Origin of the sequence: Methylobacterium oryzae (assembly GCF_036441375.1) — a bacterium.
Classification (GTDB): domain Bacteria; phylum Pseudomonadota; class Alphaproteobacteria; order Rhizobiales; family Beijerinckiaceae; genus Methylobacterium; species Methylobacterium oryzae_A.
Genome location: NZ_MLCA01000010.1, coordinates 363277 through 389641, shown reverse-complemented (window position 1 = coordinate 389641; position 26365 = coordinate 363277). Strand labels below are relative to the sequence as shown.

Annotated in this window: 28 protein-coding genes and 1 tRNA gene; 13 read left to right on the top strand and 16 right to left on the bottom strand. The window is 71.7% G+C overall.

Annotated elements, in window-relative coordinates; translation table 11 throughout:
* The first annotated feature begins 2 nt into the window (after positions 1–2).
* Positions 3–989: an inorganic phosphate transporter gene (locus MOTC310_RS20210; RefSeq protein WP_331289986.1), complete on the top strand. Its 987-nt coding sequence runs from the start codon at positions 3–5 to the stop codon at positions 987–989.
* 30 nt (positions 990–1019) lie between these two features.
* Here MOTC310_RS20210 and MOTC310_RS20205 read toward each other — a convergent pair whose 3' ends face one another.
* From MOTC310_RS20205 to MOTC310_RS20190, 4 genes are all read right to left on the bottom strand, one after another.
* Entirely contained in the window at positions 1020–1367 is a 348-nt protein-coding gene (locus MOTC310_RS20205; RefSeq protein WP_331303082.1) for a GCG_CRPN prefix-to-repeats domain-containing protein, read from the bottom strand.
* An 84-nt stretch (positions 1368–1451) separates the two neighbouring features.
* Positions 1452–1715 carry a GCG_CRPN prefix-to-repeats domain-containing protein gene (locus MOTC310_RS20200; protein ID WP_331303081.1) on the bottom strand — a complete coding sequence of 88 codons (264 nt, stop codon included), beginning with the start codon at positions 1713–1715 and terminating at the stop codon, positions 1452–1454.
* A gap of 180 nt (positions 1716–1895) precedes the next feature.
* Positions 1896–3269 carry a sensor histidine kinase gene (locus MOTC310_RS20195; protein WP_331303080.1) on the bottom strand — a complete coding sequence of 458 codons (1374 nt, stop codon included), beginning with the start codon at positions 3267–3269 and terminating at the stop codon, positions 1896–1898.
* The gene (locus tag MOTC310_RS20190) at positions 3269–4003 is read right to left on the bottom strand and encodes a response regulator (protein ID WP_331303079.1); all 735 of its coding nucleotides are present in this window, start codon (positions 4001–4003) and stop codon (positions 3269–3271) included. The genes MOTC310_RS20195 and MOTC310_RS20190 overlap by 1 nt, the downstream gene beginning before the upstream one ends.
* 151 nt (positions 4004–4154) lie before the next feature.
* Here MOTC310_RS20190 and MOTC310_RS20185 point away from each other — a divergent pair, with 151 nt between their 5' ends.
* Positions 4155–5234, top strand: a complete 1080-nt coding sequence (locus MOTC310_RS20185; protein WP_331303078.1) for a tartrate dehydrogenase — start codon at positions 4155–4157, stop codon at positions 5232–5234.
* A 55-nt stretch (positions 5235–5289) separates the two neighbouring features.
* Here the strand turns inward: MOTC310_RS20185 and MOTC310_RS20180 are convergent, their stop codons facing one another.
* The 3 genes from MOTC310_RS20180 to leuC all read right to left on the bottom strand — a co-directional run bounded on the left by MOTC310_RS20180 (position 5290) and on the right by leuC (position 8113).
* Positions 5290–6345 (bottom strand): zinc ribbon domain-containing protein, encoded by a 1056-nt coding sequence (locus MOTC310_RS20180; protein ID WP_331303077.1) that lies wholly within the window; start codon positions 6343–6345, stop codon positions 5290–5292.
* A gap of 203 nt (positions 6346–6548) precedes the next feature.
* Positions 6549–6633 (bottom strand) — tRNA-Leu (locus MOTC310_RS20175).
* A 67-nt stretch (positions 6634–6700) separates the two neighbouring features.
* Positions 6701–8113 carry a 3-isopropylmalate dehydratase large subunit gene (gene leuC / locus MOTC310_RS20170; protein WP_331289993.1) on the bottom strand — a complete coding sequence of 471 codons (1413 nt, stop codon included), beginning with the start codon at positions 8111–8113 and terminating at the stop codon, positions 6701–6703.
* A 244-nt stretch (positions 8114–8357) separates the two neighbouring features.
* Between leuC and MOTC310_RS20165 the strand changes: the two genes are divergently transcribed.
* The gene (locus MOTC310_RS20165) at positions 8358–9323 is read left to right on the top strand and encodes a 2-hydroxyacid dehydrogenase (protein ID WP_331303076.1); all 966 of its coding nucleotides are present in this window, start codon (positions 8358–8360) and stop codon (positions 9321–9323) included.
* Positions 9320–10216 carry an AprI/Inh family metalloprotease inhibitor gene (locus MOTC310_RS20160; RefSeq protein WP_331303075.1) on the top strand — a complete coding sequence of 299 codons (897 nt, stop codon included), beginning with the start codon at positions 9320–9322 and terminating at the stop codon, positions 10214–10216. Before MOTC310_RS20165 ends, MOTC310_RS20160 begins: the two co-directional genes overlap by 4 nt.
* A gap of 49 nt (positions 10217–10265) precedes the next feature.
* Here the strand turns inward: MOTC310_RS20160 and MOTC310_RS20155 are convergent, their stop codons facing one another.
* The 4 genes from MOTC310_RS20155 to MOTC310_RS20140 form a co-directional block, all read right to left on the bottom strand.
* Entirely contained in the window at positions 10266–10883 is a 618-nt protein-coding gene (locus tag MOTC310_RS20155) for a cytochrome b (protein WP_331289996.1), read from the bottom strand.
* Positions 10884–10950: 67 nt separating this feature from the next.
* On the bottom strand, positions 10951–11538 hold the full coding sequence (locus MOTC310_RS20150; protein ID WP_331290297.1) for an NAD(P)H-dependent oxidoreductase: 588 nt from the start codon (positions 11536–11538) through the stop codon (positions 10951–10953).
* A 163-nt stretch (positions 11539–11701) separates the two neighbouring features.
* The gene (locus MOTC310_RS20145; RefSeq protein WP_331289997.1) at positions 11702–12361 is read right to left on the bottom strand and encodes a class I SAM-dependent methyltransferase; all 660 of its coding nucleotides are present in this window, start codon (positions 12359–12361) and stop codon (positions 11702–11704) included.
* 2 nt (positions 12362–12363) lie between these two features.
* Entirely contained in the window at positions 12364–13527 is a 1164-nt protein-coding gene (locus MOTC310_RS20140) for a glycosyltransferase (protein ID WP_331303074.1), read from the bottom strand.
* Between the two features lie 137 nt (positions 13528–13664).
* Here MOTC310_RS20140 and MOTC310_RS20135 point away from each other — a divergent pair, with 137 nt between their 5' ends.
* On the top strand, positions 13665–14924 hold the full coding sequence (locus MOTC310_RS20135) for a DNA topoisomerase IB (protein ID WP_331303073.1): 1260 nt from the start codon (positions 13665–13667) through the stop codon (positions 14922–14924).
* A gap of 36 nt (positions 14925–14960) precedes the next feature.
* Here MOTC310_RS20135 and MOTC310_RS20130 read toward each other — a convergent pair whose 3' ends face one another.
* On the bottom strand, positions 14961–15647 hold the full coding sequence (locus tag MOTC310_RS20130) for a response regulator transcription factor (protein ID WP_331303072.1): 687 nt from the start codon (positions 15645–15647) through the stop codon (positions 14961–14963).
* A 211-nt stretch (positions 15648–15858) separates the two neighbouring features.
* The gene (locus MOTC310_RS20125; protein ID WP_331303071.1) at positions 15859–16755 is read right to left on the bottom strand and encodes a GGDEF domain-containing protein; all 897 of its coding nucleotides are present in this window, start codon (positions 16753–16755) and stop codon (positions 15859–15861) included.
* Between the two features lie 72 nt (positions 16756–16827).
* Between MOTC310_RS20125 and MOTC310_RS20120 the strand changes: the two genes are divergently transcribed.
* Positions 16828–17184 carry a hypothetical protein gene (locus tag MOTC310_RS20120; protein WP_331303070.1) on the top strand — a complete coding sequence of 119 codons (357 nt, stop codon included), beginning with the start codon at positions 16828–16830 and terminating at the stop codon, positions 17182–17184.
* Here the strand turns inward: MOTC310_RS20120 and MOTC310_RS20115 are convergent.
* Both MOTC310_RS20115 and MOTC310_RS20110 read right to left on the bottom strand, forming a co-directional pair.
* Positions 17156–17545, bottom strand: coding sequence for a hypothetical protein (locus MOTC310_RS20115; protein ID WP_331303069.1), 390 nt, complete (start codon positions 17543–17545; stop codon positions 17156–17158). The genes MOTC310_RS20120 and MOTC310_RS20115 overlap by 29 nt on opposite strands.
* A gap of 149 nt (positions 17546–17694) precedes the next feature.
* Positions 17695–17913: a hypothetical protein gene (locus tag MOTC310_RS20110; protein WP_331303068.1), complete on the bottom strand. Its 219-nt coding sequence runs from the start codon at positions 17911–17913 to the stop codon at positions 17695–17697.
* Positions 17914–18168: 255 nt separating this feature from the next.
* Between MOTC310_RS20110 and ruvB the strand changes: the two genes are divergently transcribed.
* The 3 genes from ruvB to ybgC all read left to right on the top strand — a co-directional run bounded on the left by ruvB (position 18169) and on the right by ybgC (position 21217).
* Positions 18169–19581 (top strand): Holliday junction branch migration DNA helicase RuvB, encoded by a 1413-nt coding sequence (ruvB, locus tag MOTC310_RS20105; RefSeq protein ID WP_331303067.1) that lies wholly within the window; start codon positions 18169–18171, stop codon positions 19579–19581.
* Between the two features lie 367 nt (positions 19582–19948).
* The gene (locus MOTC310_RS20100) at positions 19949–20674 is read left to right on the top strand and encodes a DUF4142 domain-containing protein (protein WP_331290004.1); all 726 of its coding nucleotides are present in this window, start codon (positions 19949–19951) and stop codon (positions 20672–20674) included.
* Between the two features lie 90 nt (positions 20675–20764).
* Positions 20765–21217, top strand: coding sequence for a tol-pal system-associated acyl-CoA thioesterase (gene ybgC / locus MOTC310_RS20095; protein ID WP_331303066.1), 453 nt, complete (start codon positions 20765–20767; stop codon positions 21215–21217).
* Between the two features lie 9 nt (positions 21218–21226).
* On the opposite strand, the gene MOTC310_RS20090 is transcribed toward ybgC, so the two are convergent.
* Positions 21227–22015 carry an HpcH/HpaI aldolase family protein gene (locus MOTC310_RS20090; protein WP_331303065.1) on the bottom strand — a complete coding sequence of 263 codons (789 nt, stop codon included), beginning with the start codon at positions 22013–22015 and terminating at the stop codon, positions 21227–21229.
* A 307-nt stretch (positions 22016–22322) separates the two neighbouring features.
* On the opposite strand from MOTC310_RS20090, the gene tolQ reads away from it, so the two are divergent.
* The 4 genes from tolQ to tolB all read left to right on the top strand — a co-directional run bounded on the left by tolQ (position 22323) and on the right by tolB (position 26257).
* Positions 22323–23039: a protein TolQ gene (tolQ, locus tag MOTC310_RS20085; protein ID WP_012317751.1), complete on the top strand. Its 717-nt coding sequence runs from the start codon at positions 22323–22325 to the stop codon at positions 23037–23039.
* A gap of 27 nt (positions 23040–23066) precedes the next feature.
* Positions 23067–23513 carry an ExbD/TolR family protein gene (locus tag MOTC310_RS20080; RefSeq protein ID WP_020093363.1) on the top strand — a complete coding sequence of 149 codons (447 nt, stop codon included), beginning with the start codon at positions 23067–23069 and terminating at the stop codon, positions 23511–23513.
* A 9-nt stretch (positions 23514–23522) separates the two neighbouring features.
* Positions 23523–24851 carry a cell envelope integrity protein TolA gene (tolA, locus tag MOTC310_RS20075; protein ID WP_331303064.1) on the top strand — a complete coding sequence of 443 codons (1329 nt, stop codon included), beginning with the start codon at positions 23523–23525 and terminating at the stop codon, positions 24849–24851.
* A gap of 68 nt (positions 24852–24919) precedes the next feature.
* A complete protein-coding gene (gene tolB, locus MOTC310_RS20070) occupies positions 24920–26257 on the top strand; it encodes a Tol-Pal system beta propeller repeat protein TolB (RefSeq protein WP_012317748.1) in 1338 nt (445 codons plus the stop codon).
* Positions 26258–26365: the final 108 nt, after the last annotated feature.

The following is a 26365-nucleotide window of genomic DNA, read 5'->3' as shown; positions in this document are numbered from 1 at the left end:
GCGTGACGCTCCTCGTCGTCCTCATCGTCCTCGCCCTGGTCTTCGACTTCCTGAACGGGCTGCACGACGCCGCGAACTCCATCGCCACCATCGTGTCGACGCGGGTGCTGGCGCCCCGCTACGCCGTGTTCTGGGCGGCGTTCTTCAACTTCGTGGCCTTCCTGGTCTTCGGTCTGCACGTCGCCGGGACGGTGGGCTCGGGCATCATCGACGTCGCCACGGTGGACGACCGGGTCATCATGGGGGCGCTCGGCGGCGCCATCACGTGGAACCTGGTCACGTGGTACGCCGGCATCCCGTCCTCCAGCTCCCACGCCCTGATCGGCGGCCTGCTCGGCGCCGGCATCGCCAAGGCGGGGGTCGGCGTGATCGTCTGGCCCGGCGTCATCGCCACCAGCGCCGCCATCGTCCTCTCGCCGGCCCTCGGCTTCGCCCTCGGGCTGCTGCTGATGCTGGCCGTCTCGTGGATCTTCGTCCGCTCGACCCCGCACGCCGTGGACCGGCTGTTCCGGGGCCTGCAATTCGTCTCGGCCTCGCTCTACTCCCTGGGCCACGGCGGCAACGACGCCCAGAAGACCATGGGCATCATCGCGGCCCTGCTCTACGCCCACGGCGAGAGCGGGGCCTTCCACGTGCCGCTCTGGGTGGTGCTGTCCTGCCAGACCGCCATGGCGCTCGGCACCCTGCTGGGCGGCTGGCGCATCGTTCACACGATGGGTTCCAAGATCACGCGGCTGTCGCCCATGCAGGGCTTCTGCGCCGAGACCGGCGGCGCCGCGACGCTGTTCGCCGCGACGGCCTTCGGCATCCCGGTCTCGACCACCCACACGATCACGGGCGCCATCGTCGGCGTCGGCGCGGCGCGGCGGGTCTCGGCGGTCCGCTGGAACGTCGCGCAGGGCATCGTGATCGCCTGGGTGATCACGATGCCGGCCGCGGCCCTGGTCGCCGCCCTGACCTACGCGGCGTCGGGCCTCGTCCTGCCGTAGGGGACGGGCGCGGCCGGATCCGGAACGGGATCACCAGCGATGGTGCCAGCCGCCGCGATGCCAGCCGCCATGCCATCCACCGTGCCAGCCGCCGCGCCACCCTCCGTGCCAGCCGGCATGGCGGAACCCGCCCCAGCGGTAGCCGCCGTGCCACGCGAACCGGCGGTGCCAGTGGTAGCGGTAGCCGGAGTGCCACCGATATCCGACGCGCGGATAGACCGGGACGTAGACGAACGGCCGGTAGCCGAGATTCGGCCGGCACCAGCCGTAGACGTTGCGGTGGAAGCCGGGCCCGCAGCCGTCGCGCGCCTCGGCGCTCGAACCGGCCATCAGAACCCCCGCGGCGAGTGCCACGGGCATGACGAGAGTGCGGATCATGACTCAACTCCGAGGAAGTCTTCGAGGACGCCCGGTCATGGGGCGGGACACGGAACGGGGGATGCGGCCAGGGGGCGGGGCGGCTCAGTTCGGCCAGCAGCGGCGGCCGTAGGGGCCGATGTGGAAGCCCGCCGGGCACGAGCGGCCGCGAACGTAGCCGCCCCACTGGCCGCCGGTGCGGCAGCCGCCGTAGGGGCCGCGATGCCCGTAGGGACCGCAGCCGCCGTAGACCTGAATGATCCGGGCGCCGTCGGTCCCGTCGGAGACCGCGTCCTGGACCAGCGGCAGCGCCGAGGCGGGGACCGCGAGGCCGACGAGGAGTGCGGCCGGGGCGAGAACCTTCAACATCGATGATCTCCTTCTTCTCGATCGGGCAGTCCGGCCCGGGGCCGGCGGCCCCGCCGGGGCGGAGGATCCGCCGCGGCGTGTGAGCGAAGGTTCGTCGGCGCGCGCTTCCCGGATGTGACCGGGGTGCGCCGTCCTGTAACGATGTGTAACGGCCGGTTGCGGCCCCGTTGCCGCCCGCGTTCAGGACAGGCTGGGAAGGGTCACGACGAGCCGGGCGCCGCCGCCCGAACCGGCCTCCGCCACCACGGTGCCGCCATGGGCCTCGGCGATCTGCCGGCTGATGGCGAGGCCCAGGCCGGTCCCGCCGGTCTGCCGGCTGCGCGAGCGCTCGACCCGGTAGTACGGGCTGAACACCGCCGTCCGCTCGGCCTCGGGAATGCCCGGCCCGTCATCCTCGACGACGATCCGGCAGACCGTCCCGGTCCGGCTCACCGCCACCGCCACCGAGGAACGTCCGAACTTGACGGCGTTCCCGATCAGGTTGGCCACCACGCGGCGCAGGGCGACCGCGTCGCCGGCCACCGTGGCGTCCCGCACCTCCTCGCCGGTCAGGCTGATGGTCGCGCCCTGGGCCGCGTGCTCGGCCACCTCGACGGCGACGAGGTCGGCGAGATCCACCGGCGCCCGGGCCGCCTCGACGGCGGTGCCGCGGGCAAATCCCAGGGATGCGTCGATCAGCTCGGTCATGGCGTCGAGATCCGCCACCAGCTTCTCCCGGAGCGCTGGCTGCGCCACCGCCTCCGCGCGCAGGCGCAGCCGCGTCAGGTAGGTCTTCAGGTCGTGCGAGATGGCGCCGATCAGCAGCGAGCGCTCGGCCATGAGGCCGGCGATCCGCTCCTGCATCCCCTGCACCGCCTGGGCAAGGCGCCGGATCTCGGGGGCGCCGCGCGGCGCGCTCACCCGCTCCGGGGCACGGCCGTCGAACCGGGAGACCGCGTCGGTGAGGCGCCGCAGCGGCGCGAGTTCGTGGCGCGTGCCGACCAGGACGAGACCGGCCGCCGCGGCGCCGAGCACCGCCACCCAGAGGCTCAGCGGCTGGCCGAACAGCCACGGCATCAGCGAGCGGCGGTGCTGGGCCGCCGTGATCACCGCGTACCGGCCGTCGGGCAGCCGGTAGGTCGCGAGCGCGAGGCGCCCGACCGGTCCGGCGCGCTCCGCCTGCTCGACGTTGTCCGGATCGACGCCGCGGCGCAGCAGGGCGGTGTCGGTGTAGGCCTGGACCCGGTCGGCCGGCTCGGCCGTCATGCGGCGCAGCCGGGTCTCCAGGCGCGGCTCGCGGATCAGGTCGGCCGTCTCGGGCGGCGTGTCGACGATCTCCGCCCGCAGCACCTCGCCGCTCACCGCCTTCAGGATGGCCGGCCGCTGTGCGGGATCCGCGTCGCGCAGCAGAGCCACGATGCCGGCGGCCTGGTCGACGCGCGGGAAGCGCGAGCCGGTGGGCCACCGCTCCTCCCGGCGCTGCCAGTGATCCAGGGCCACGGTGGCGAGGACGAGCAGGGAGAGGGCGCCGAGCAGGAGCAGCATGATGCGCCCGAGGAGCCCGACGCGGCCCATCACGGCGTTCCGGAGCGGACCGGGGCGGCCAGGATGTAGCCGGCATTGCGCACGGTCTTGAGCAGGGATGCGGCCTGGCTGCCCGAGGCGTCGAGCTTGTGCCGGAGGCGGCTGACCTGGACGTCGATGGTGCGGTCGAAGGCGTCGGCGGTGCGGCCCCGGGTCCAGTCGAGGAGCTGGTCGCGCGAGAGCACCCGCTGCGGCCGGGTGACGAAGCAGTGGAGCAGGTCGTACTCGGCGCTGGTCAGCGGGATCTCGGCGGCGGGATCGCCGGTGATCACCGTCCGGGCCGCGAGATCGACGACGAGGTCGGCGACGCTCAGCCGCTCGGGCGCGGCCTCTGCGGCATGCCCCCCAGCGCCGTGGGCGCGACGCAGCACCGCGCGGATCCGGGCCAGCAGGACCCGCGGGTTGAACGGCTTCGAGACGTAGTCGTCGGCGCCCATCTCCAGGCCGAGGACCCGGTCGATGTCCTCGTCCTTGGCGGTCAGCATCACGACGGGCGGCCCGCCCGCCCCGCGCAGGCGGCGGCAGATGGAGAGGCCGTCCTCGCCCGGCAGCATCCAGTCGAGGACGACGAGGTCCGGAGCGGGTCCGGAAGCGAGCAGCCGGTCGAGGGCGGTGCCCCCGTCGAGGGCGACGGCGCGGAACCCCTCGCCCTCCAGGTAGCCGGCGAGCAGGGCGCGGATGTCGGGATCGTCCTCGACGATGGCGATGGTGGTGCCCTCGTGCATGGGGCGAGCATAGGGGCGGCCGGTGGCACGGCAACGCGAAACTGCACAGTGTCACAAAACGTTACACGTCCCGATCCGGACACCGAGCCCGCGCCCACCGTCACGCGCTCGCTTTCTCGTCTCGCCCCCGAAGACACACGAGAAGACACCCATGACGAAGACCTACAATATCGCGGCCATCCCCGCGGACGGCATCGGCGTCGAGGTCATCGCCGCCGGCATCGAGGTGCTCGACGCGCTGGCCGAGAAGACCGGCTCCTTCGCTTTCCAGTTCGACCATTTCGATTGGGGATCGGACTACTACAAGAGGCACGGCGCGATGATGCCGGCCGACGGCCGTGACCAGATCCGGAACCACGACGCGATCTTCTTCGGCGCCGTGGGGGCGCCGGACGTGCCCGACCACATCACGCTCTGGGGCCTGCGGCTCGCGATCTGCCAGCCCTTCGACCAGTACGCCAATGTCCGCCCGACCCGGATCCTGCCGGGCATCACCAGCCCGCTGCGCAACGTCTCGGGTCCGGAACTCGATTGGGTGATCGTGCGCGAGAACTCGGAGGGCGAGTACGCCGGCGTCGGCGGCCGGGTCCACCAGGGCCACCCCAACGAGGTCGCCACCGACGTCTCGATGATGACCCGCTCGGGTGTCGACCGGATCATCCGCTACGCCTTCGAGCTCGCCCGCTCCCGCCCGCGCAAGCTGCTCACGGTCGTGACCAAGTCGAACGCGCAGCGGCACGCCATGGTGATGTGGGACGAGATCGCCGCCGAGGTCGCCCGGGACTTCCCCGACGTCACCTGGGACAAGATGCTGGTCGACGCCATGACGATGCGTATGGTGACGAAGCCCGAGTCCCTCGACACGATCGTGGCGACGAACCTGCACGCCGACATCCTGTCGGACCTCGCGGCGGCGCTCGCCGGGTCGCTCGGAATCGCGCCGACCGCCAATATCAACCCGGAGCGGACCTTCCCGTCGATGTTCGAGCCGATCCACGGCTCGGCCTTCGACATCACCGGCAAGGGCATCGCCAACCCGGTCGCGACCTTCTGGACCGCCTGCCAGATGCTGGAGCACCTGGGCGAGAAGCCGGCGGCCGACCGGCTGATGCGCGCGGTCGAGCGGGTGACCGCGGATCCCAGCCTGCACACGCCCGATCTCGGGGGGCACGCGACGACGCGTCAGGTCACCGACGCGGTCATCGCGGCGATCCGGGGCGACAACGCCTGAGGCGCCCCGGCTCGGCGTAGTCGGGCTCCCGCCCGGCCCAAACGCCGGGGCGGCCTCAGGGCACCTCGCTCACGAGATCCGGGCTCCGCGTGCCGCAGGCCCGGCAGAAGCGCTCGAAGGTGCTCTTGCGCTGCGCGCAGGACGGGCAGTGCGCGAAGATGCCGAGGCCGCAATGGGGGCAGAAGTTCGTGGTCGCGTCGTCGAGGGCGATCGGCCGCTCGCAGCCGGGGCACGCCTTCTTGGCGAGGCGCGCCAGCGCCTGATCGGTGGCGATCTCGGTCCGCCGCTCGGCGTCCGGCCGCGTCTCCACCACGGCCTGCCGCGCGCGGTAGGCGTGCAGTGCGTTGATCGCCGCGCGGCCCGCGATCAGCGTGACGATCACGCCGACGCCGTACTGCACGTAGCCGCCGTAGCTCGGCATGTACGGCACGAGCTCGACGAAGAAGGCGAAGGCCGCCGCCAGGGCGAAGCCCCAGACGAACGGCCAGTTGCGGGTGTGCCGGCGCTTGAGCAGGAGCCAGCCGGCGAGGGCCAGCAGCGGCAGCGTCAGGGCCAGCCGGTAGGCGAAGACGCGCAGTTCCTGGCCGCGCTCGGCCGCGTCGAGCCGCTTCTGCGCCGCCGCCCGCAGCTCGGTGTCCACGCGCAGCTGGGCCGCCTCGCGCTCCGAGAGGTCGAAGCCCGTCCGCGCCAGGGCCGCGAGCCGCTCCTCGATGCTGCGCTCGGCGGCCTTCAGCGCGTCGAGCTGCTGCGTGCGCGCGATGAGCCCCGGATCCTGATCGACCCGCTGCGTGGCGTCCCGGGTCTTCAGCCAGTTGGCGAAGGTCTCGCGCGCGCCCTCGGACGCGGACCGCGCCGCCTCGAGGGCGAGCTGATCCTGCTCGACCTGCCGGCGCGTGTCGTCCTGCTCACGGCGGATCTGCTTGAGGGCCTCGGCCGACGCCGTGCCCTGATCGGTGTCGAGGAACTGCTCGAGGGTGTAGCGGTGCTCCACCTGAGGCAGGTCGCCGACGACCAGCGATCCGAGACCGATGAGGAACCACGCGAAGACCAGCGCGACGAGCCAGAGCGCCAGCTTGAACCAGCGTTCGGAGAGCCTTGAACCGGAGCGCACGTGAATCGACCTCGCCGAGAACCGAAGCGGGTCCTTATACTGCGCCGAGCGCATTGGGGTATGCCGACCGATCCGGCGGCGGAATCACCGGTATCTTACGCGCCGGACGGACCGGCGTCGAAGGCCGGGCGAGGCGCTCGGGGTTTCGGCACCCCGGAAACAACAAAGCCCGCCAATGCCTTGGCGGGCTGCTGTCAGGCATTTGGTGCCCAGGAAAGGACTCGAACCTTCACCTCTCGCGAGACTGGTACCTGAAACCAGCGCGTCTACCAATTCCGCCACCTGGGCTCGCCGTCGGCCATCGGCCGGCGACGGCTCCGTTTAGGCAACCGAGCCGCCGCCGTCAATCGGGATTTCAGCCCTGCGGCCACTCTCGGATGTCGACGAAGCGTCCGGCCACCGCCGCGGCCGCCGCCATGGCCGGGGATACGAGGTGCGTGCGCCCGCGCGGACCCTGACGACCCTCGAAGTTGCGGTTCGAGGTCGAGGCGCAGCGCTCGCCCGGACGCAGCTTGTCCGGGTTCATGCCGAGGCACATCGAGCAGCCCGGCTCGCGCCAGTCGAAGCCGGCCGCCTTCAGGATCCTGTCGAGACCCTCGGCCTCGGCCTGCGCCTTCACGAGGCCGGAGCCCGGCACGATCATCGCCGAGACGCCCTCATGCACCTTGCGGTCGCCGACGACTCGCGCGACCTCGCGCAGGTCCTCGATGCGGCCGTTGGTGCAGGAGCCGATGAAGATCCTGTCCAGGGTGATGTCGGTGATCCGGGTCCCCGGCGTCAGGCCCATATAGGCGAGCGCCTTCTCCTTCGACTGCCGCTTGTTCTCGTCGGCGATCTCGGACGGGTCCGGCACGCGGCCCTGGATCGAGATCACGTCCTCGGGGCTCGTCCCCCAGCTCACCAGCGGCGGCAGGTTGGCGGCGTCGAGGCGCACCTCGCGGTCGAAGAAGGCGCCCTCGTCGGTGACGAGGCTCTCCCAGTAGCGGCGCGCCGCGTCGAAGGCCGCGCCCTTCGGCGCCTTCGGGCGGTCCTTCACGTACGCGAAGGTCGTCGCGTCGGGGGCGACCATGCCGGCGCGGGCCCCGCCCTCGATCGACATGTTGCAGATCGTCATCCGGCCCTCCATCGAGAGGGCGCGGATCGCCTCGCCGGCATACTCGATGACGTGGCCGGTGCCGCCGGCGGTGCCGATCTCGCCGATGATCGCCAGGATGATGTCCTTCGCGGTCACGCCGGGCGGCAGCGTGCCATCGACGGAGACGCGCATGTTCCTGGCCTTGCGCTGCACCAGCGTCTGGGTGGCCAGCACGTGCTCGACCTCCGAGGTGCCGATGCCGTGGGCCAGCGCGCCGAAGGCGCCGTGCGTCGAGGTGTGCGAATCGCCGCACACGATCGTCTGGCCGGGCAGCGTGAAGCCCTGCTCGGGGCCGATGATGTGGACGATGCCCTGGCGCCGGTCGAGGGCGTCGTAGAACTCGATGCCGAAGTCGCGCACGTTCTCGGCGAGCGCCTCGAGCTGCGTGCGGCTCTCGGGATCCTCGATGCCCTGCGAGCGGTCCGAGGTCTGGACGTTGTGATCCACGACGGCCAAGGTCTTTTCCGGGTGGCGCACCTTGCGGCCGGCCACGCGGAGACCCTCGAACGCCTGCGGGCTCGTCACTTCGTGGACGAGGTGCCGGTCGATGTAGAGGAGGCTGGAACCGTCCGGCTGGACATCGACGACGTGGTCGTCCCAGATCTTGTCGTAGAGGGTGCGCGGGCTGGTCATCGGTCTTCGTCTTCGGCGAATGGGGTCGGTGCAGAACTCTCGCGATGATGCGTGGTCCTTAGTAGGCATCGCGCGCGGTTTTCGAAAGAGGCGAGCCCTGTGCCGGTCGATGGGCCGCCCGGCTGATCCGCGCGGTTGTCACCGCCGGTGGCCCCGGCGCGCTGGCGCGCCACCCCGCACAGGCTCTATGCCGGGACGAGGGAGGCGGCCGACACCGACGTGCGGCCGAACGTGGGAGTGAACGATGGCTGAGGCCCCGGTCGAGATCCTGTTGCTCCGGAAGATGCACCCGCTGGTGGAGAAGGCCTTCGAGGGGCGGTACGGAGTCCACCGGCTGTCGGAGGCCGCGGATCCGGAGGCGCTGCTCGCCGAGATCGGCCCGCGGATCCGCGCGCTCTGCGCGGGTGGCGCGGTGGACGGGGCGCTGATGGACCGGCTGCCGAACCTCGAGCTGATCGCGAATTTCGGCGTGGGCTACGACGCCGTCGACGCCGTCGGGGCGCAGCGGCGCGGCATCGTCGTCACCAACACGCCGGATGTCCTCACCGACGAGGTCGCCGACCTCGCCCTCGGCCTCACCCTCGCCACCCTGCGGCGGATCCCCCAGGCCGACCGCTACCTGCGGGAGGGCCACTGGCCCAAGGCGCCCTTCCCGCTGACGGCCTCCCTCCGTGGGCGGAGGGTCGGCATTCTCGGTCTCGGCCGGATCGGGCGGGCGATCGCGCTCCGCCTGGAGAGCTTCGGCGTCGCGATCGACTATCACGGCCGCAGCCGGCAGGCGGACGTCCCCTACACGTATCACGATACGCTGATCGGCCTCGCCCACGCGGTCCATATCCTCATCGTGGTGGCGCCCGGCGGCCCCGACACGCGCAATCTCGTGGACGCGGCCGTGCTGGAGGCGCTCGGCCCCGAGGGCATCCTGATCAACGTTGCCCGGGGCACGCTCGTCGACGAGGCGGCGCTGACCGCGGCGCTGAAGGCGGGCACGATCTTGGGCGCCGGCCTCGACGTGTTCGAGAACGAGCCGCACGTGCCCGCGGACCTCGCCGCCCTCGACAACACGGTGCTGCTGCCGCATGTCGGATCGGCCTCCGAGCACACCCGCGCGGCGATGGCCCAGCTCGTCGTCGACAACGTCGTCTCGTGGTTCGAGGGACGGGGCCCGCTGACGCCCGTCGCCGAGACACCCTGGAGACCGACCGCGTGAGACAGGCTCAGGCCGCCCTGCTGGCCGTAACGGCGCTCATCGCGACCGGCGCTCCCGTTCGGCCGGCCGCCGCCCAGGACGTGCCCGCTGCCACCGACGAGGTGCCCTCTCCGGCTCCTCCTCCGGCCGCGGAGACGCTCGCGGCGCCCCCGATTCCGGCCGCGCCGCCCAGCCTGCCCGAGCGGCTCGGGCAGGCGCCGGGAACCTGGGACCTGTCGCGGGACGGGACCAACCGCCGCTGCGTCATGACGCTGGTGCTCGACAGCGGCGATGCGGGGCAGCGGCTGCGTTTCCCGGCCGGATGCCGCCGGGCCCTGCCGATCCTCAACGGGGTCGCCGGCTGGCTCTTCGTCGACGGGACCGTTCGCCTCGTCGATCGCAACGTCCGCCCGGTTCTCGACTTCGCCAAGCGGCCGGACCAGCGCAGCCTCGTTGCCCAGGCCGAGGGCGGCGAGCGCTACAGTCTCGTTCCCCTCGACATCGTCGCGATGCGCCCGGCCGATGCCGCGACTTCACCCGGAGCCGAACCGGCGGTCACGACGAGCCCCGGCCCCTCCCCGCTCCAGACCGCGGCCCCGGTTCCGGCCGAGCTGCAGCCGGCGACGACCGCCTCGGCTGGCCCGGCGCCGGGGCTCTACGCCCTCGACCGGTTCCAGCAGCGCGACACCTGCCGCATCACCCTCGACGGCACCGGCGGCGGCGTGCACATCGTCCCGGGCTGCCACGACAGCGGCCTGGAGGTGTTCGATCCGGTGCGCTGGCGCTACGCGAACGGGCGGATGACGCTGACCGCCAAGCGCGGCCACAGCATCGACCTCGTGTCCAGCGGCGACGGCCGCTGGCGGCGCGATCCGGAGATCGGCACCGCCTTCATCCTGCGCCGCGTCGATTGAGCGCACCGCAGGGCGGCGGTCCGTCTCGTCCCGCGCGCCGGATGCCGCGTCAGCGGATCGATCCGCGGCCGTCCTGAACCGGGAGCATCCGCTCCAGGAGCCCGTCCCGCCGGATGATCAGGTGCCACGCCGTCCCGGCAATGTGCAGGAGAACCAGGGCGTAGACGAGCCACTGACCGAAGACGTGGATCGACTCGAAGACCTTCTGGGTCGCGTCGTCCTTCGGGAGCCCCGGGATCGTGAACAGCCAGAAATACGGCGTGTCGCGCCCGGACAGCGCGCTCAGCAGGTAGCCGCTGATCGGCATGATCAGGAAGATCGCGTACAGCAGATAGTGGTTGATGCGGCCGATCAGGGTGAGGAGCCGCGGCGCCTGCGGGTCCGGCGGTGCCGGTCGGATCATCCGCCACACGATCCGCAGGACCACGATCGCCAGGATCGTGAGGCCGACCGACTTGTGCAGCACGAACACGCTGCCCTTGGCCGGCGTGGGCGGCAGGCTGATCGCGACCCAGGCGAGCGGAAGCACCGCCAGGACCAGGGCGGCGTTCAGCCAGTGCAGCGCCTGCGACACCGGATGGTAGCGCGGCAGGCCGGATGCCGTGACGTAGGTGGCGGGCAGCGCGGTCGGCGCCGCCTTGCCGGCCGTGATCGGAGAGCCTGACATGATCCCTCGCGCGTGAGCGTGGTCCGTTCCCGATCTAGGGTCGGCCTCGGCGTGGGGGAGTCTCCCGTCAGACGAGCGTGCCGGTCGCGGCCGTCCGCGGCACGTCGAGCAGGGCTGCGAGCTCGGTTGCCGCGGCGCGGAGCCGGGCCGCCACGGTCTCGTCGACGACGCGGCCGTCCACCAGATCGTCGGAGCCGGCATAGACCGAGGTCGGCGCGACGTGGGCCGCGAAGAAGCCGAACAGAGGCCGGAGTCCGTGCTCGACCACGAGGGCGTGGCGCAGCCCGCCGCCCGTGGCGGTCAGCGCCACCGGCATGCCGATCATCCGGGCGGGGTCGACGAAGTCGAAGACGTGCTTGAACAGCCCGGCATAGCCGCCCTGATACACCGGCGTCCCGACGATCAGGGCATCCGCCCCCTCGATCGCCTCGATCAGGCGGGCGGCCGGCGCCGACAGCGCGTCCCGCTGCGTCGCGCCGAGACCCGGCCCGGCATCCATCAGGTCGTAGACGGCGAGATCGATCCCGCGCAGGCGCCCGAGTTCGGCGCCGAGGGACTCGACCAGGATGCGGGTGCGCGAGGGCCGCTTGGCGCTGCCCGAGAAGGCGACGACGCGGGCACGGCTCGGCTTCACACTCGACTCGACACTCACCAGAAAACCTTCCGCCGCAGCACGCCCCGATCCGGGCCCTCGAACACTCTGGCGCATGCGCGGCACGCGACACGCGTCGATTCGACGGTAGCGCATTCCCGCGCCGGATAAAGCCTCGGCGGGGCCGCACGGCCGGCGGTCCGGCAGGACCGCCTCGACGCCGCCGTCATCCGCGCAGCCGCCAGACATGGCTGCGCTTGATCTCGGCATCCTCCAGCGCGCGCGAGACCGGCACCGCGTAGGTCGCGAGGCAGTCGAGGCGGTCGCGCGGCAGGTAGGTGCGGCCCGGATCGCCGATCAGGACCGTCACGCCGCGCGCCTGCAGGCCGACGAGCCAAGCGGTCACGGCTCCGGCCAGGTCGCGCTCGTAGAACACGTCCGCGGCCAGGACGAGGTCGACCCGGGGCACGGTGCCGAGGAGATCGTCGGAGACCGGGGCGACGCGGTCGCCGACCCCGTTGGCCGCGGCGTTCAGGCGGATCGCCGCCATGGCGAAGGGGTCGAGGTCGCTGGCGAGGACGTGGTGCGCGCCGGCGCGGGCGGCCGCGATCGCCACCAAGCCGGACCCCGAGGCGAAATCCAGAACGCGTGCGCCCTCCGCGACGCCCGGATTGTCGAGGACGTAGCGGGCGAGCGCCTGGCCGCCCGCCCAGGCGAAGGCCCAGAACGGCGGCGGCAGCCCGATCTCCTGCAATTCCTCCTCGGTCCGCTGCCAGAGCTCCGTCGCCTCGTCGGCGACGTGGAGGCGGATCTCGGGCGCGTGAGGGACCGGCCGCAGGCGGGTGTTGGCGCGGATGAAGCCGGCGGGATCGTCCGGTGCGCGCACGATCAGGCCTCCAGCAGGTCGCGCCACACGGCGCGCACGCGGTCGGTCACCGCATCCTCGGTGAAGCCTCCGGTCTCGATCCGGGCCCGCGCGGCGGCGCCGAGGGCGGCGACGAGACCGGCATCGCCGCACAGGCGCGCGAGGGCGGTCGCCAGGGCCGGCGCGTCCTCCGGGGGAACCAGCAGCCCCTCGACGCCGTCGCGCACGAGGCTGCGGCAGCCCGGGACGTCGGACGCGACCAGCGCCCGGCCGCAGGCGGCCGCCTCGAGCAGCGTCCGCGGCAGACCCTCGCCGCCGCGGGAGGGCAGGCAGGCGACGTGGTGCCCGGCCCAGACCCCCGCCACGTCGGTCGTCGCCCCGTGCCAGGCGACGCCGTCGCGACTCCAGCCGCGCAGGGTCGTCTCGTCGATCGCCCGTCGGTTCGACGGGTCCGGCGCGCCGTACAGGGACAGCTCGACCGGCGCCCCCTGGGCCCGGGCGAGGCGGACGGCCTCGACGGCGACGTCGATCCCTTTCGACCAGAGCATGCGGGCGACCACCGCCACGCGGAGCGGCGGCATCGGCGGTAGCGGCCGCGGGACGAACACCGCGGGATCCACCCCGGCCCCGCCCACCACGGTCACCGCCCGGTCGAGCGGGTCGAGTCCCAGGGCCAGGGCGTCGTCCGGGTTCTCGAACAGGAAGCGCGTCCGGGACGAGGCCAGCGGGCCCCGGATCAGTACCCGCAGGGCGAGGCGCGCCGCGCGCCCGAGCCGGTCGCTCCGGGCGCCGACGAGGCCGAGGCCGGTCAGCGCGAAGACGCGGGACGGGATGCCCGCCATGGCGGCGGCCGTGCCGCCGACCAGGATGCCGCGAAGGGCGATGCAGTGGACGATGTCGGCCTTGAGGGCCTTGAGGATCGCCGCGAGCTGCCCGGCCGCGTAGCCCGCGGCCATGGGGTTCAGGCTCGCCCGCTCGGCCTCCAGGGGAACGACCTGCACGCCGGTCGCCTCGATGGCGGCCCGGTGCGCCCGGACCCGCGTGACCACCGCGACCGAGAGACCCATGCCGATGGCGGCGCGGGCCATCGGCAGGAAATGCGAGGCGAAGAACCAGTCCTCGGTCACCACGAAGACCAGGCGGCGCATCGGAACGGGCAGATTCCCGGGGGCGTCATCGGACTGCATCCGGTCCCTCTAGCACGGCGCCGCGGGTCGTCCTGCGGCGGATGTGCAGACCCGGAACGGCTCTCCCGCACCGGCGGTTGTCCAAGGCCTTCCCGCCGGGCGAAGCAGCCGGGCGGCGTCGATGGGAGGGGCTGTTCATGGCGGACGTCGAGACGGCGGAGAGTGGCGGAGATCTCCGCGCGGCGGCCGAGGAGGCCGGGCTCGTCTACGTCGATGACGGCCGGCCCGGATTGACCCGCCGCCGCAGCGGCACCGGCTTCCGCTACCTCGACGCGAAGGGTGCGCCGGTGCGCGACAAGGCGTTGCTCGCCCGCATCCGCAGCCTCGCGATCCCGCCGGCCTACACGGATGTCTGGATCTGTCCCCGCCGCAACGGGCACATCCAGGCGACGGGCCGCGACGCCAAGGGACGCAAGCAGTACCGCTACCATCCCGATTTCCGGCAGGCGCGCGAGGCCGACAAGTTCTCGCGGATCATGGCTTTCGCGGACGCGCTGCCCGGGATCCGCCGACGCGTCGACGCCGACATGAAGCGGCCGGGCCTCCCCCGCGACAAGGTGCTGGCCACCGTGGTCTACCTGTTGGAGACCACGCTGATCCGCGTCGGCAACGACGATTACGCGCGGACCAACAAGAGCTACGGCCTGACGACCCTGCGCGATCCCCATGTCCGGGTCGAGGGATCGGCCCTGTCGTTCCGGTTCAAGGGCAAGAGCGGCAAGACCTGGGACGTGTCGCTGAAGGACCGGCGCGTCGCCCGGATCGTCAAGGCCTGCCAGGATCTGCCGGGTCAGGAGCTGTTCCAGTATATCGACCCGGACGGCACGCAGCGCGACGTTACCTCCTCCGACGTGAACGCGTACCTGCGCGAGATCACCGGCGAGGATTTCACCGCCAAGGATTTCAGGACCTGGGCCGGCACCGTGCTGGCGGCGCTGGCGCTGCGGGAGTTCGAGAGCTTCGACAGCGAGGCGGGGGCCAAGCGCAACATCCGCGCGGCCATCGAGAACGTCGCGGGTCGTCTCGGCAACACGCCGACGATCTGCCGCAAGTGCTACATCCACCCGCAGATCCTCGACTGCTACCTGGAGGGCGGCCTGCTCCTGCAGGTGAAGGACGCGGTCGAATCGGAGCTGAGCGAGGACCTCGCGCGTCTCCGGCCCGAGGAGGCGGCGGTGCTCGGGCTGCTTCAGGCGCGCCTCGCCACCGTCGAGGACGACGTCAAGGCCGGGGGGCGGGTCAAGCCGGCGGGCACGCGCGGCCGCGGGGCGAAGACGCCGCGGAGCAAGATGCCCGCGCCGGCAGCGTCCGGTCCCAGGGCGCCCGAGCGGTCCGAGAGCGGGACGGCGGCCAAGCGCGCGTCCGGCGCGGCCCGGAAGGCGGCCGCGGCCGCTTAGGGGGCGGTCCCGGGTTAGGACCGCCCGGACCCCCTGTCAGTGCCGGGACTGGTTGTCGTTGCCCGGTGAGCGACTGTCGGTGCCGCGCCGGGCCTGATCGCCGGTGTCGACCACGGGGGCGAGGCCGAGCTGACGGGCCAGCGAGACCAGATCCTTCAGCCGGCCGGTCTGGGTCTTGCGCCGCAGGTTGAGCCGGTGGGTCTCCACCGTGCGCACGCTGAGGGCCAGACGCCGCGCGACCTCCTTGTTGCTGAACCCGGAACTGAGGAAGCGCAGGACCTCCGCCTCGCGGGGCGTGAGCCCGAGGCTCTCGCCCGCGTCCGGCGCCATCGTCACCGGCTGCTCCGGCGGGACCAGGCAGTCCGAGCCCTCCGCCAGGGCGAGCAGCGCCGCGCCGAGTTCGCGCGGCGACTTGGACCGCGCCACGAAGGCGTCGGCGCCCGCGGCCAGCAGGGCGCGGAGATCGTCCGCCGTGAGGGCGCCGAAGGCGACCAGCGTGCGGAGCTTCGGCTGCCGCTCCTTCAGGGCGACGATGCGGGCGATCCCGTCGGCGAGCCGGATCTCGTCGAGGAAGACCAGGGCGACGCTGCTGCCGGCGTCGGCACGGTCCAGGTCGGCCTCGCCGATGGTGTGGAATTCGGGCATGTGCTCGAGGGTGGCGCGAACCGTCGCGCTCAGGTCCTCCGGCTCATCCAGGATCAGGACGCCAACGGCCGTACTCATGACCTCGCACCTCGCTCTCCCGGCTTGATACAGGCGGCCGGGATCGAAGGCGAAGTTCCAAGATCCGTTCCAGCAACGACTCGCGAATATTAAGCTTTATATTGGCAGAATCGCTGCCGAGAAACGGATACTCGGCGAATCAATGCGCCGATCTGGGACGCCGGCGGGACATCGCTCGACGCACTGTGCCAATCTGGGGCAGCGGTCCGTGTCAGCCCGTGACGGCGCGCGCGGCCTCGCCCTGGTCCGGGACGACCCGGTTCCGGCCGCCGCCCTTGGCCGCGTAGAGCGCGACATCCGCCCGCTTGACCAGGGCCTCGACGCTGTCGCCGTCCCGCCAGGTGCTGACGCCGAAGCTGCAGCTCAGCCCGATCGGGCCCTTCGCCCCGCGGATCGGCAGGGCCTGGACGTCGCCCCGCAGGCGCTCGGCATGCGCCACCGCCTCCGCGAGGCCGCAGCCCGGCAGGATGATGGCGAATTCCTCGCCGCCGAGGCGTCCGGCGATCCCCGCCCGCGAGATCACCTCGGCCACGGCCCTGATCGCCACGTCGCCGACATCGTGCCCGTGCTCGTCGTTGATGCGCTTGAAATGATCGATGTCGAGGAGGATCGCCGAGACGGCGCCCGGGCCACGGCTCTGCCCCGCAGCGCTGCGCGCGCGGTTGAAGAAGGCGCGCCGGTTATAGGAGCCGGTCAGAGGATCCGTCTCGGCGAGGCGGATCAGCTCCTCCTGCATGGTGGTCAGGCGCTCGGCCGCGCGCAGGCGCGCGTTCAGCTCCTCGGCACTCGGCGGCTTCTCGATGAAATCGTCGGCGCCGCTGTCGAGGGCCTCGGCCAGGTTGCGGACGTTGCGGGCCGACGACATGGTGATGACGTGCAGCGGCCCGCGGGATTCCGCGAGCAGCCGGGCCGACCAGCAGAGTTCGAGCCCGCAGAGCGGCCGCACCTCCAGGCTGGTGATCAGCACGCGGACCGTGGGCGTCGCCGCCAGGAATTCCAGTGCTCGTTCCGAATCCGTGAACGGGTGCACCGCGTGGCCCCGAGGCTCGATCAGGGACGCGATGATCTGCAGCACGACGCGGCTCGAGTCGACGATGACGATCTGCATGGCCTGACCCGCAACTGACATCCGCCGTGTAAGCTGGAAGGCTTAATTCACTCCAACGGAGCAGATCCCGGCATGAGCGTGGCCATCACCACTCCGGACCGGCGCTACATCGTTGTCCGGGAACGGCTGTGGCGCCGCGCGAATCCCGAGCTGTCGGAATCCTGCCGGGCGGCGCTGGTGAAGCGCCTGATGGCGGCGCGGCGGGGCGTGAAAGAGGCCAAGCAGGCCGAGCGGTCGGGCGAGAAGGGCGCCGCGGAATCGCTCGCGGCCGCCAGGGCCGAGGTCGACGCGGCGAAGACCGCGCTCGGCGAGCGCGGGCCGGTCTGGTGGACGGACGGCGCCCCCGACCTCAACCGGCACCTCGTTCGCAACACGCCCTACGCGGCGTGGTTCGCGGCGCTCAGCGCCGGGGAACCTGAACCGCGATGATCCGGGCCCCCGCGCCCGGGTCGGCGCTGACCGGGCGCGCGCCGCGGCGCCCGTGGGGGGCGGCGCTGATCACCGTCAGGGTCGGCTGACCCGCAGGAGCGGCCGGGATGCCCGTCACCGTCGGAACACCGTAGGTGCCGTAGCTCCACGGGCTGGGCACGATCTGGGTCGGTCGCGGCACGCGGGTCAGCGGAGCGCCGATATAGGTCCCGTGCACGAACGCGTTGGCAAAACCCGGATCGCCGCCATAGCCGGGTGCGTAGGCGACCGGCGCGTAGGGATCGGCGCTCCGGAAGGTCTGCGCCGAAGCGGGCGCGGCCGCCGCGAGGGCGATCAGAGTCAGGATCATCCGGTTCGCCATGGGGCCGGCTCCGATGCGGGTCGGCGCGCGCGATCCGCGCCGGATGCGAGGCCAACAGACAGGACCACCCACCGTTCCGCGGCTCCAGTCGCGCAGAGTGCGTAACGGCGCCGTCACGCCCGGCCGATCGGCCTGCCGGCGCGGTCGGGTCACCGGCAGGTGGTGATACGCCGGACCACCCAGCCCTCGCCCTCGATCCACAGGCGGCGGCGGGCCCGGCTGCAGGTGACGTCGTCGTCGCGCTCCACCGACACGGGATGAACCTGCGGATTGGCCTCGGCGACCTTGGTCTCGGCCGGGGCATTGGCGGCCTGGGCCGCGAGCGGCAGGGCGAGCCAGGCGGCGCCGGCTGCGGCGGCAGCGATCATCGGGAGTTTCATGGGCGAAATGCGCTCTGCGGCCGTGCTTGGGGATCGGTCGAGGAATGCGCGGGCCGGCGGTTCGGTTGCATCGCGGTTGCATCGACGGCGGCGGGCCGTGCGCGCGCTCACATCCCCGGCCACGGCGCTTAGACTTCCCGGCTTTCGCGGGTAAGGAAGAACAAAACCGGACGCGCCGGTGCCCAGCCGTCCTGCGAGACCGTCCATCGCGGGCCGCGCGGCACGGTCCACGAAGCAGGGTTCATGAGCAAGCCGAAGCCTCCGACCAACACGCTCCTGACGCCGGAGAAGCGGGCCGAGGACGTGGATCAGACGATCCGCCCGCTGAGCCTGTCCGAGTTCATCGGTCAGCGGGCGGCGCGGGCGAACATGCAGGTGTTCATCGAGGCGGCGCGCAAGACCGGCCAGGCGCTCGACCACGTGCTGTTCGTCGGGCCGCCGGGTTTGGGCAAGACCACGCTGGCCCAGATCGTGGCGCGCGAGCTCGGCGTGAACTTCCGCTCGACCTCCGGACCGGTCATCGCCAAGGCCGGCGATCTGGCCGCGCAGCTCACCAACCTGGAGGAGCGCGACGTCCTGTTCATCGACGAGATCCACCGGCTCAACCCGGCGGTCGAGGAGATCCTCTACCCGGCCATGGAGGATTACCAGCTCGACCTGATCATCGGCGAGGGCCCGGCGGCGCGCTCGGTCAAGATCGAGCTGCCGAAGTTCACCCTGGTGGGCGCCACGACGCGCGCGGGCCTCTTGACGACGCCGCTGCGCGACCGGTTCGGGATCCCGATCCGGCTGGAGTTCTACGAGATCGACGAGCTGGAGCAGATCGTGGCCCGCGGCGCGCGGGTCCTGGGNTTCCGCTCGACCTCCGGACCGGTCATCGCCAAGGCCGGCGATCTGGCCGCGCAGCTCACCAACCTGGAGGAGCGCGACGTCCTGTTCATCGACGAGATCCACCGGCTCAACCCGGCGGTCGAGGAGATCCTCTACCCGGCCATGGAGGATTACCAGCTCGACCTGATCATCGGCGAGGGCCCGGCGGCGCGCTCGGTCAAGATCGAGCTGCCGAAGTTCACCCTGGTGGGCGCCACGACGCGCGCGGGCCTCTTGACGACGCCGCTGCGCGACCGGTTCGGGATCCCGATCCGGCTGGAGTTCTACGAGATCGACGAGCTGGAGCAGATCGTGGCGCGCGGGGCGCGGGTCCTGGGCTTAGGCATGTCGGCGGAGGGCGCCAACGAGATCGCCCGGCGGGCGCGGGGCACGCCGCGGATCGCGGGGCGGCTTCTGCGGCGGGTGCGGGACTTCGCGGTGGTGGCGGAGGCCGAGACGGTGACGCGGGCGATCGCCGACCGGGCGCTGCAGCTGCTCGACGTGGACGGGGCCGGGCTCGACGTGATGGACCGCAAGTACCTGAGCCTGATCGCGCGCTCGTTCGGGGGCGGGCCCGTGGGGATCGAGACGATCGGGGCGGCCTTGTCGGAGCCGCGGGACGCGATCGAGGACATCATCGAGCCCTACCTGATCCAGCGCGGCTTCGTGCAGCGCACCCCCCGCGGACGCGTCCTCACCCGACACGCTTACCGGCATATGGGCTTCGCCGAGCCGGCGCGGGATCCCAACGGCCAATTCGGTTTCTTCAGCGAGGGCGAGGCGTAAAGCGGGCGGCTCCGGCATCCATGCGCTGGTGTGGGGACAGGTTTTCGCTTCCCACATGAAGTGAGGGCCCGGTTTTCCGTAATGCGTCCGATCCGGTTGTGCGACGCGACACTGGCAAGCTCCTCAGTAAGTTGATCTTTTGCGCGCTCACGCGGCAATATTGCCAAGCTTATCCTGGAGTAGCAGCGGCGATCCGCTCGCGAAAACGTGGGCGCTCGGACGGAACAGGCCCAGATCGCGTCAGTTGTGGAGGCGACCGCACCCAGTTCGCTGAGTGCCGGCAAGGCTGCCGCGGCCGAGGCCCTGTCTCTGCGATCGCGGCGGATCTTCGCGATCTCAAGAACAACGTCAGGGATAAACTTCTGTCATGAAGAAGCTTACGCTCGCCGTGCTCGGCCTGTCCGTCGCCGCCATCTCTGCGCCCGCCTTCGCGCAGGACGCCCTTCCGATCCGCGTGCAGCCCTTCGCCAACCAGGACGGCGTCGGCGCCGCCGCGACCGAGACGCCCGCTTTCCGGGCCGAGGCGCTGCGTTCGGACGCCGCCAGCATCGAGGCGAGCCGCATCGCCCTTCAGCGGTCGCGGAACCCGCACGTCCGCAACTATGCCAACCGGGTCCTCGTCGAGCGCAGGGCGACCACGGACGCGCTCCTGCCGCCGAACACTTCGCTGTCGCGCAACGGCTCGGTGGTCTCCGACAACCAGGGTATCCGCACCGACCTGAGCAACCCGGTCGGGCTCGTGCTGGCGCCGGTGACGGTGGCCGCCAATATCGGCACCGGCATCGTCGGCGGCGCCCTCGGCGCGGTGGGCCTCGTCGACAACAGCCCGGCCGAGCCGGGCCGTCGCGTGGCCCTCGGAGAGCGCGGTCAGGCGCGGCTGGCGCAGCTCCAGGCGGCTCCGAACGGCCGGGCCTTCGACCGGACCTACATCGATCAACAGGCCCGGTCGGACGCCCGCACCCTGGCGCTCTACGATGCCTACGCCAGGCAGGGCGACAATGCCCAGGGCCGCAAGTTCGCCACCGAGGCCCTGCCCTACATCGCCGACGAGCACGCGCACTCGGCGACCATCGCGGCCCGCATCGGCGGCTGAACGACGCGCACGGCGTGAAATGCACGAGGGCCGCCCCGGGGCGGCCCTCGTCGTGTTGCGCCGTCGCGCCGCCCGTCGCTAAAGGGGCGCATGAGCGCGATCGAGCCCGACACCGACGGATCCGCCGGGGAGAGCACCCCGCCGCACAGGCTGGGCGTGCGCGTATACTACGAGGACACCGATTTTTCGGGCTTCGTCTACCACGCCAGCTATCTCCGCTTCCTCGAGCGCGGCCGCACCGAACTGCTCCGGGACCTCGCCGGCGACCAGTCGGATCTGCACCGCGACGCCTGCGGCCTCGTCTTCGTGGTGCGGCGCATGAGCCTCGATTTCATCCGCCCCGCCCGGATGGACGATCTGCTGACGATCGTCACCCGCACGCGCGCGCTGCGCGGTGCGTCGATGCAGCTCGCACAGGAGGTTCGGCGCGGCGACGACGTGTTGGTCTCGGCGGAGGTCACGGTCGCCTGCGTGCGCGACGGCCGCGCCGTCCGCCTGCCGGACGCGCTCCGGCGGCGGCTCGCGCCGGGCGATCCCGGCTAGACAGACACCTCAGCCGGCCCGCGACGGGTCGGCCTCGCTGAGCACCCGGGCGAAAGCGTTCACGATGGTCAGCGCGTCGTACTCGACCGAGACCAGCTGGTAGCCCATCCCGACCATCTCGCGCGCCCGGCCCGGCGACGGCGCGAAGGCGCAGGGGATTTTTCCCGCCGCCCGCGTCTTGCGGGCGATCTCGCCGAGGGCCGCCGTGACCGCCGATCCCAGCGGATCGATGGCCGCCCCCCTCGACAGCGCGATCGACAGGTCTGCCGGGCCGACCAGGATGCCGTCGATGCCCGGGACGGCGAGGATCGCCTCCAGGTCGGCGATCCCCGCCTCGGTCTCGCACATGGCGATCGTGAGCGCCCGGTCATTGGCGCCCGCGAGATAGTCCGCACCGTTCCGGAGACCGGAGAGCCACATGGCCCGGTCCGGTCCCCAGCTTCGCTGACCGACCGGCGGGAACTTCGCCGCGGCGGCCAGGGCCTCGGCATCCGCGACGGTGTTGATCATCGGCGCCACGACCCCGGCGGCGCCCGCGTCGAGCATCCGCGAGACCATGGCGAAGTCGCCCACCGGCACGCGCACCAGGCTCGATTTGCCGGCCAGGGCCACCTCGGTGATCGCCGCACAAGACGATTTGTAGTCGTAGGTGCCGTGCTGCTGATCCAGCAGGACGGCGTCGAACCCCGCGCGCGCCAGGAAGCCGGCCACCATCGGGTCGGCGATCATGGACCAGCCCAGGAACCGGGCCGGGCCGGTGGGCAGCAGATCGGGCAGGCTGGGAACGGGGAGGGTCATGCGCGTCCTGCGTCTCTCAGGGCTCTCGACTCGGCGCCGCGGGCCACGACCATACGGGAGGCACTTTCGGCAGGTCCAGCCCGGACGGCCCGACGGTCCACGCCGCACGCCTCAGGATCGCCCGGATCGAAACCGATCCTTAACCCTGCCGCGCCCTTAACGGAGGCGATGCCACGGCGGGGCGCGGGGCCGCCAACGGCCCTTACTTTCGACAGATTCGCGGGCGACAGCGTTGATATCGCTCACGGATCCGGCGGACGCGGGCCTCGCCCGGCGCATCGCGATCCGGAGCAGGAGACCTCGACGGATGAACCCAGCCGACGCGATGCAGGCCGCGCCTGTCGCCGACATGACGCTGCTCGGCCTGTTCCTGCAGGCCCACTTCGTCGTGAAGATCGTGATGATCGGGCTGCTCAGCGCCTCGATCTGGTGCTGGTCGATCATCGTCGACAAGACGCTGCTGTTCCGCCGGACCAAGGCCGAGATGGACGCGTTCGAGGACGCGTTCTGGTCCGGCCGCTCCCTGGAGGAGCTCTTCCGCTCGTTCAACGACCGGCCGGCGACGGGCCTCGCCGCCGTCTTCGTCGCCGCCATGCGCGAGTGGAAGCGCTCGTTCGAGGGCTCCGGCCGGCAGATTCAGTCACTGTCGCAGCGCATCGAGAAGCAGCTCGACGTCACCATCCACCGCGAGGTCGAGCGGCTGGAGTCGCGCCTGCTGTTCCTCGCCTCGATCGGCTCGGCCGGCCCGTATATCGGCCTGTTCGGCACGGTCTGGGGCATCATGACCGCCTTCACGTCGATCGCGGCCTCGAAGAACACCTCGCTCGCCGTCGTCGCCCCCGGCATCGCCGAGGCTCTGTTCGCCACCGCGATCGGTCTGTTCGCCGCGATCCCGGCGGTTCTCGCCTACAACAAGCTCCAGGCCGAGGTTTCCAAGGCGCAGTCGCGGCTGGAGAGCTTCGCCGACGAGTTCTCCGCCATCCTCTCCCGCCAGATCGACGAGCGCCTGCCGCTCGCCGCCTGAACCGGCTGATCCAGAGGAGACCGATCCATGGGCATGGCAGCGGGCGCATCGCAGGGCGGCAAGCGCCGCCGGCGCCGGGGCCGCCGCGGCGGACCCATCAACGAGATCAACATGACGCCGTTCATCGACGTCGTGCTCGTGCTCCTGATCATCTTCATGGTCGCGGCGCCGATGATGACCGTGGGCGTGCCCCTCGACCTGCCGCAATCCAAGGCCTCGCCGCTCAATTCCGACGTGAAGCCGATCACCTTGTCGATCCGCCAGACCGGCCAGGTCTTTCTCGGCGAGGATGAGCTCACCGACGACTCGATCGTGCCGAAGCTCATGGAGACCGCCAAGACCGGAACCGAGGAGCGCGTCTTCGTGCGCGGCGACAAGCGGGTCGATTACGGCCGCGTGGCGCAGGTGATGGCGATCGTGACCGGCGGCGGCTTCAAGAAGGTCGCCCTCGTCACCGAGCCTGAGCATCAGTAGGGCCGTCCCGTGGAGTTCCGCTTCGACCGCAAGGAACCGGGTGTCTGGATCTCCGCCGGCACCCACGTCGCGCTCCTCGCGCTGGCGCTGGTCAGCGTCGCGGCCCCGGCCCTGCCGGAGGCCCAGGAGGGCGTGCCCGTCGAGGTGATCACCGAGAACCAGTTCTCCGAGATCACCAAGGGCGAGCGTCAGGCCGACAAGCCGATGCCGAACGCCACGTCGCGGGCCGACCGCAAGGCGGAGAAGTTCGAGGACCGCGAGCCGGAGAACTCCAAGACCGACGCGCCCACCGCGCCGACGCGCACGGCCGAGATGAAGCTCGCCAACGCGGAGGAGATGCCGCTCCGCGCCGAGCCGGACCCGCAGGAGACGGCGCAGGCCGCCAAGGCGGCCCAGGAGAAGCGCGACGCCGAGAAGGCGGCAGAGAAGGCGGCGGAGAAGGCCGCCGAGAAGGCCGCCAAGGCCGCGGCCGAGAAAGCTGCGGCCGCCAAGGCTGAAGCCAAGGCCAAGTCCGAGGCCGCCGCCGCCAAGGCGGAGGCCGAGAAGCGCGAGCAGCTCGAGAAGCTGATCGAGAAGCAGGAGGCCGAGGCCGAGGCCGCCGCCCAGAAGGCGGCCGCCGCGAAGAAGGCCGAGGCTGCCAAGGAAGCGGCCAAGAAGGCCGCCGACGCCAAGGCCAAGGCCGAGGCGGAAGCCGAGCGGCAGAAGGAGATCGCCGAGGCGAAGGCCGAGGCCGAGCGCGAGAAGGCGGAGGCTGCCGCGAAGGCGAAGGCGGAGGCTGCCAAGGCCGAAGCCGCCGCCAAGGCGGAGGCCGCCGCGAAGGCCAAAGCCAAGGCCATGGCGGACGCGAAGGCCAAGGCCGACGCCGAGGCCAAGGCGCGCAAGCAGGCCGAGCTCGCCGACAAGTTCAACGCCGGCGACATCCGCTCGATGCTCGCCTCGAAGGCGCCGTCGCAGTCGACCGGCGCCACCGGCCACGCGGTGCAGAAGGTGGCGGCCCTCGGCGCCGCGACCGGCAACGCGCAGCGCCTGTCGCCGTCGCTGCGCGACGCCCTGGTCGGCCTGCTCCAGCAGCAGATCGAGCGCTGCTACTCGGCGCCGCCCGGCGCGGCCCAGGGCGTCGTCCTGCCGGTGCTCGACATCCGCCTGAACCCGAACGGCTCGCTCAGCACCGAGCCGCGGATCATGCGCGGCGGGGCGAGCGCGGTCGACCAATCGATCGCGCAGGCCGCGCTCCGGGCGGTCCGCCGCTGCGCGCCGTACAACATCCCGGCCACCTACGCGCCGTACTACAACGACTGGAAGGCCATCAACGCGGAGTTCGAGTTCACGGCGACTTGAGGGCTTCCAGCCCTTCTTCCGCCCTGATCCGGCCGCCTCGTCAGATCGTCACTCGGATCCGACCCACCATGCTGCACCTCCCCTCCGTCGGGCGCCTCCCGACGTCCTTCGCCGCGCGCCTGATCGCGGTCTTCACCCTGCTGACGGCCGTCCTGGCCGGGCCCGCCCAGGCGCAGCTGCAGCTGCGCATCGGCGGCGGCAACTTTCAGCCGATGCCCATCGCCATCGCGGATTTCGGCGGCGACCCGAGCCTCGCCGGCCTCGTCTCCGGCGTGGTCACCAACGACCTGCGCCGCTCCGGCTACTTCACGCCGCTCGATCACGCCCGCTTCCCCGAGCAGCCGAACTTCGACGCCGCCCCGAATTTCGAGAAGTGGCGCGCGACCGGCGTCCAGGGCCTCGTCACCGGCCGCGTCGTGCGCGAGGGCGGCCGGGTGAAGGTCGAGTTCCGGCTCTGGGACGTGACCAACGGCCAGCAGATGACCGGCCAGCAATACGGTACCGATGCCGCCAACGTCCGGCGCACCGGCCACCTGATCTCCGACGGGGTCTACACCAAGATCACCGGCCTCGGGCCCTGGTTCGACAGCCGCATCGCCTTCGTGGACGAGACCGGCCCCAAGGAGAACCGCCGCAAGCGCCTGATGGTCATGGACCAGGACGGCGCCAACGTCCGGGCGATCACCACCGGCGAGATGTCGATCGTGGCGCCGCGCTACTCGCCGGCCACGCAGGACATCGCCTTCATGGCCCAGGCCACCGGCCACCAGCCGCGGGTGCAGATGATCAACCTGGAGACCGGCTCCCGCCAGGCGCTCGGCAACGTCGACTCGATGAGCGCGAGCCCGCGCTTCTCGCCGGACGGCCGCAAGATCGTGATGAGCGTCCAGCAGGGCGGCAACGCCGACATCGTGACGATGGACCTCGCCTCGAAGGCCCAGCGCTCGATCACCAACGGCATGGCGATCGACACCTCGCCGACCTACTCGCCCGACGGATCGCAGATCGCCTTCGAATCCGACCGCGGCGGCTCCCAGCAGGTCTACGTGATGGGCGCGGACGGCTCGAACCCGCACCGGATCACCTTCGGCCCCGGCTCGGCCTCGCAGCCGGCCTTCTCGCCCCGCGGTGACCTGATCGCCTACACCCGCCAGCGCAACGGCGGCTTCGCCATCTGCGTCTCGAAGCCCGACGGCTCGGGCGAGCGCGTGCTCACCGAGGGCTTCCACAACGAGGGCCCGACCTTCGCGCCGAACGGCCAGTACGTGCTGTTCTTCCGCGATCCGGGCGGCCAGGGCGGCGGCAAGCTGTTCATGGTCGACATCACCGGCAAGGTGGAGCAGCCGGTCCCGACGCCCGCCTACGCGTCCGACCCGACCTGGTCGCCGCTGCTGTCGGGCCGCTGAGCCCGTCGCGGAGCCCGGCTCACGAGGCGGGCTCCGGGGCCGTTCCCGATCGTGGTGCAACGGTTCAAAAAGGACGACGGCTCCGGTCGAGACAGCCGCGCCATGCCC

What these genes read in the sequence shown, in the direction of transcription:
- MOTC310_RS20130 (WP_331303072.1), bottom strand. Translation starts at nt 15,647, where the DNA reads ATGAGTACGGCCGTTGGCGTCCTGATCCTGGATGAGCCGGAGGACCTG.
- MOTC310_RS20140 (WP_331303074.1), bottom strand. Translation starts at nt 13,527, where the DNA reads ATGCAGTCCGATGACGCCCCCGGGAATCTGCCCGTTCCGATGCGCCGC.
- MOTC310_RS20125 (WP_331303071.1), bottom strand. Translation starts at nt 16,755, where the DNA reads ATGCAGATCGTCATCGTCGACTCGAGCCGCGTCGTGCTGCAGATCATC.
- MOTC310_RS20185 (WP_331303078.1), top strand. Translation starts at nt 4,155, where the DNA reads ATGACGAAGACCTACAATATCGCGGCCATCCCCGCGGACGGCATCGGC.
- MOTC310_RS20135 (WP_331303073.1), top strand. Translation starts at nt 13,665, where the DNA reads ATGGCGGACGTCGAGACGGCGGAGAGTGGCGGAGATCTCCGCGCGGCG.
- MOTC310_RS20120 (WP_331303070.1), top strand. Translation starts at nt 16,828, where the DNA reads ATGAGCGTGGCCATCACCACTCCGGACCGGCGCTACATCGTTGTCCGG.
- MOTC310_RS20165 (WP_331303076.1), top strand. Translation starts at nt 8,358, where the DNA reads ATGGCTGAGGCCCCGGTCGAGATCCTGTTGCTCCGGAAGATGCACCCG.
- MOTC310_RS20195 (WP_331303080.1), bottom strand. Translation starts at nt 3,269, where the DNA reads ATGGGCCGCGTCGGGCTCCTCGGGCGCATCATGCTGCTCCTGCTCGGC.
- MOTC310_RS20205 (WP_331303082.1), bottom strand. Translation starts at nt 1,367, where the DNA reads ATGATCCGCACTCTCGTCATGCCCGTGGCACTCGCCGCGGGGGTTCTG.
- MOTC310_RS20190 (WP_331303079.1), bottom strand. Translation starts at nt 4,003, where the DNA reads ATGCACGAGGGCACCACCATCGCCATCGTCGAGGACGATCCCGACATC.
- MOTC310_RS20100 (WP_331290004.1), top strand. Translation starts at nt 19,949, where the DNA reads ATGAAGAAGCTTACGCTCGCCGTGCTCGGCCTGTCCGTCGCCGCCATC.
- MOTC310_RS20200 (WP_331303081.1), bottom strand. Translation starts at nt 1,715, where the DNA reads ATGTTGAAGGTTCTCGCCCCGGCCGCACTCCTCGTCGGCCTCGCGGTC.
- ybgC (WP_331303066.1), top strand. Translation starts at nt 20,765, where the DNA reads ATGAGCGCGATCGAGCCCGACACCGACGGATCCGCCGGGGAGAGCACC.
- leuC (WP_331289993.1), bottom strand. Translation starts at nt 8,113, where the DNA reads ATGACCAGCCCGCGCACCCTCTACGACAAGATCTGGGACGACCACGTC.
- tolB (WP_012317748.1), top strand. Translation starts at nt 24,920, where the DNA reads ATGCTGCACCTCCCCTCCGTCGGGCGCCTCCCGACGTCCTTCGCCGCG.
- MOTC310_RS20110 (WP_331303068.1), bottom strand. Translation starts at nt 17,913, where the DNA reads ATGATCGCTGCCGCCGCAGCCGGCGCCGCCTGGCTCGCCCTGCCGCTC.
- MOTC310_RS20115 (WP_331303069.1), bottom strand. Translation starts at nt 17,545, where the DNA reads ATGGCGAACCGGATGATCCTGACTCTGATCGCCCTCGCGGCGGCCGCG.
- MOTC310_RS20155 (WP_331289996.1), bottom strand. Translation starts at nt 10,883, where the DNA reads ATGTCAGGCTCTCCGATCACGGCCGGCAAGGCGGCGCCGACCGCGCTG.
- MOTC310_RS20090 (WP_331303065.1), bottom strand. Translation starts at nt 22,015, where the DNA reads ATGACCCTCCCCGTTCCCAGCCTGCCCGATCTGCTGCCCACCGGCCCG.
- tolQ (WP_012317751.1), top strand. Translation starts at nt 22,323, where the DNA reads ATGAACCCAGCCGACGCGATGCAGGCCGCGCCTGTCGCCGACATGACG.
- MOTC310_RS20080 (WP_020093363.1), top strand. Translation starts at nt 23,067, where the DNA reads ATGGGCATGGCAGCGGGCGCATCGCAGGGCGGCAAGCGCCGCCGGCGC.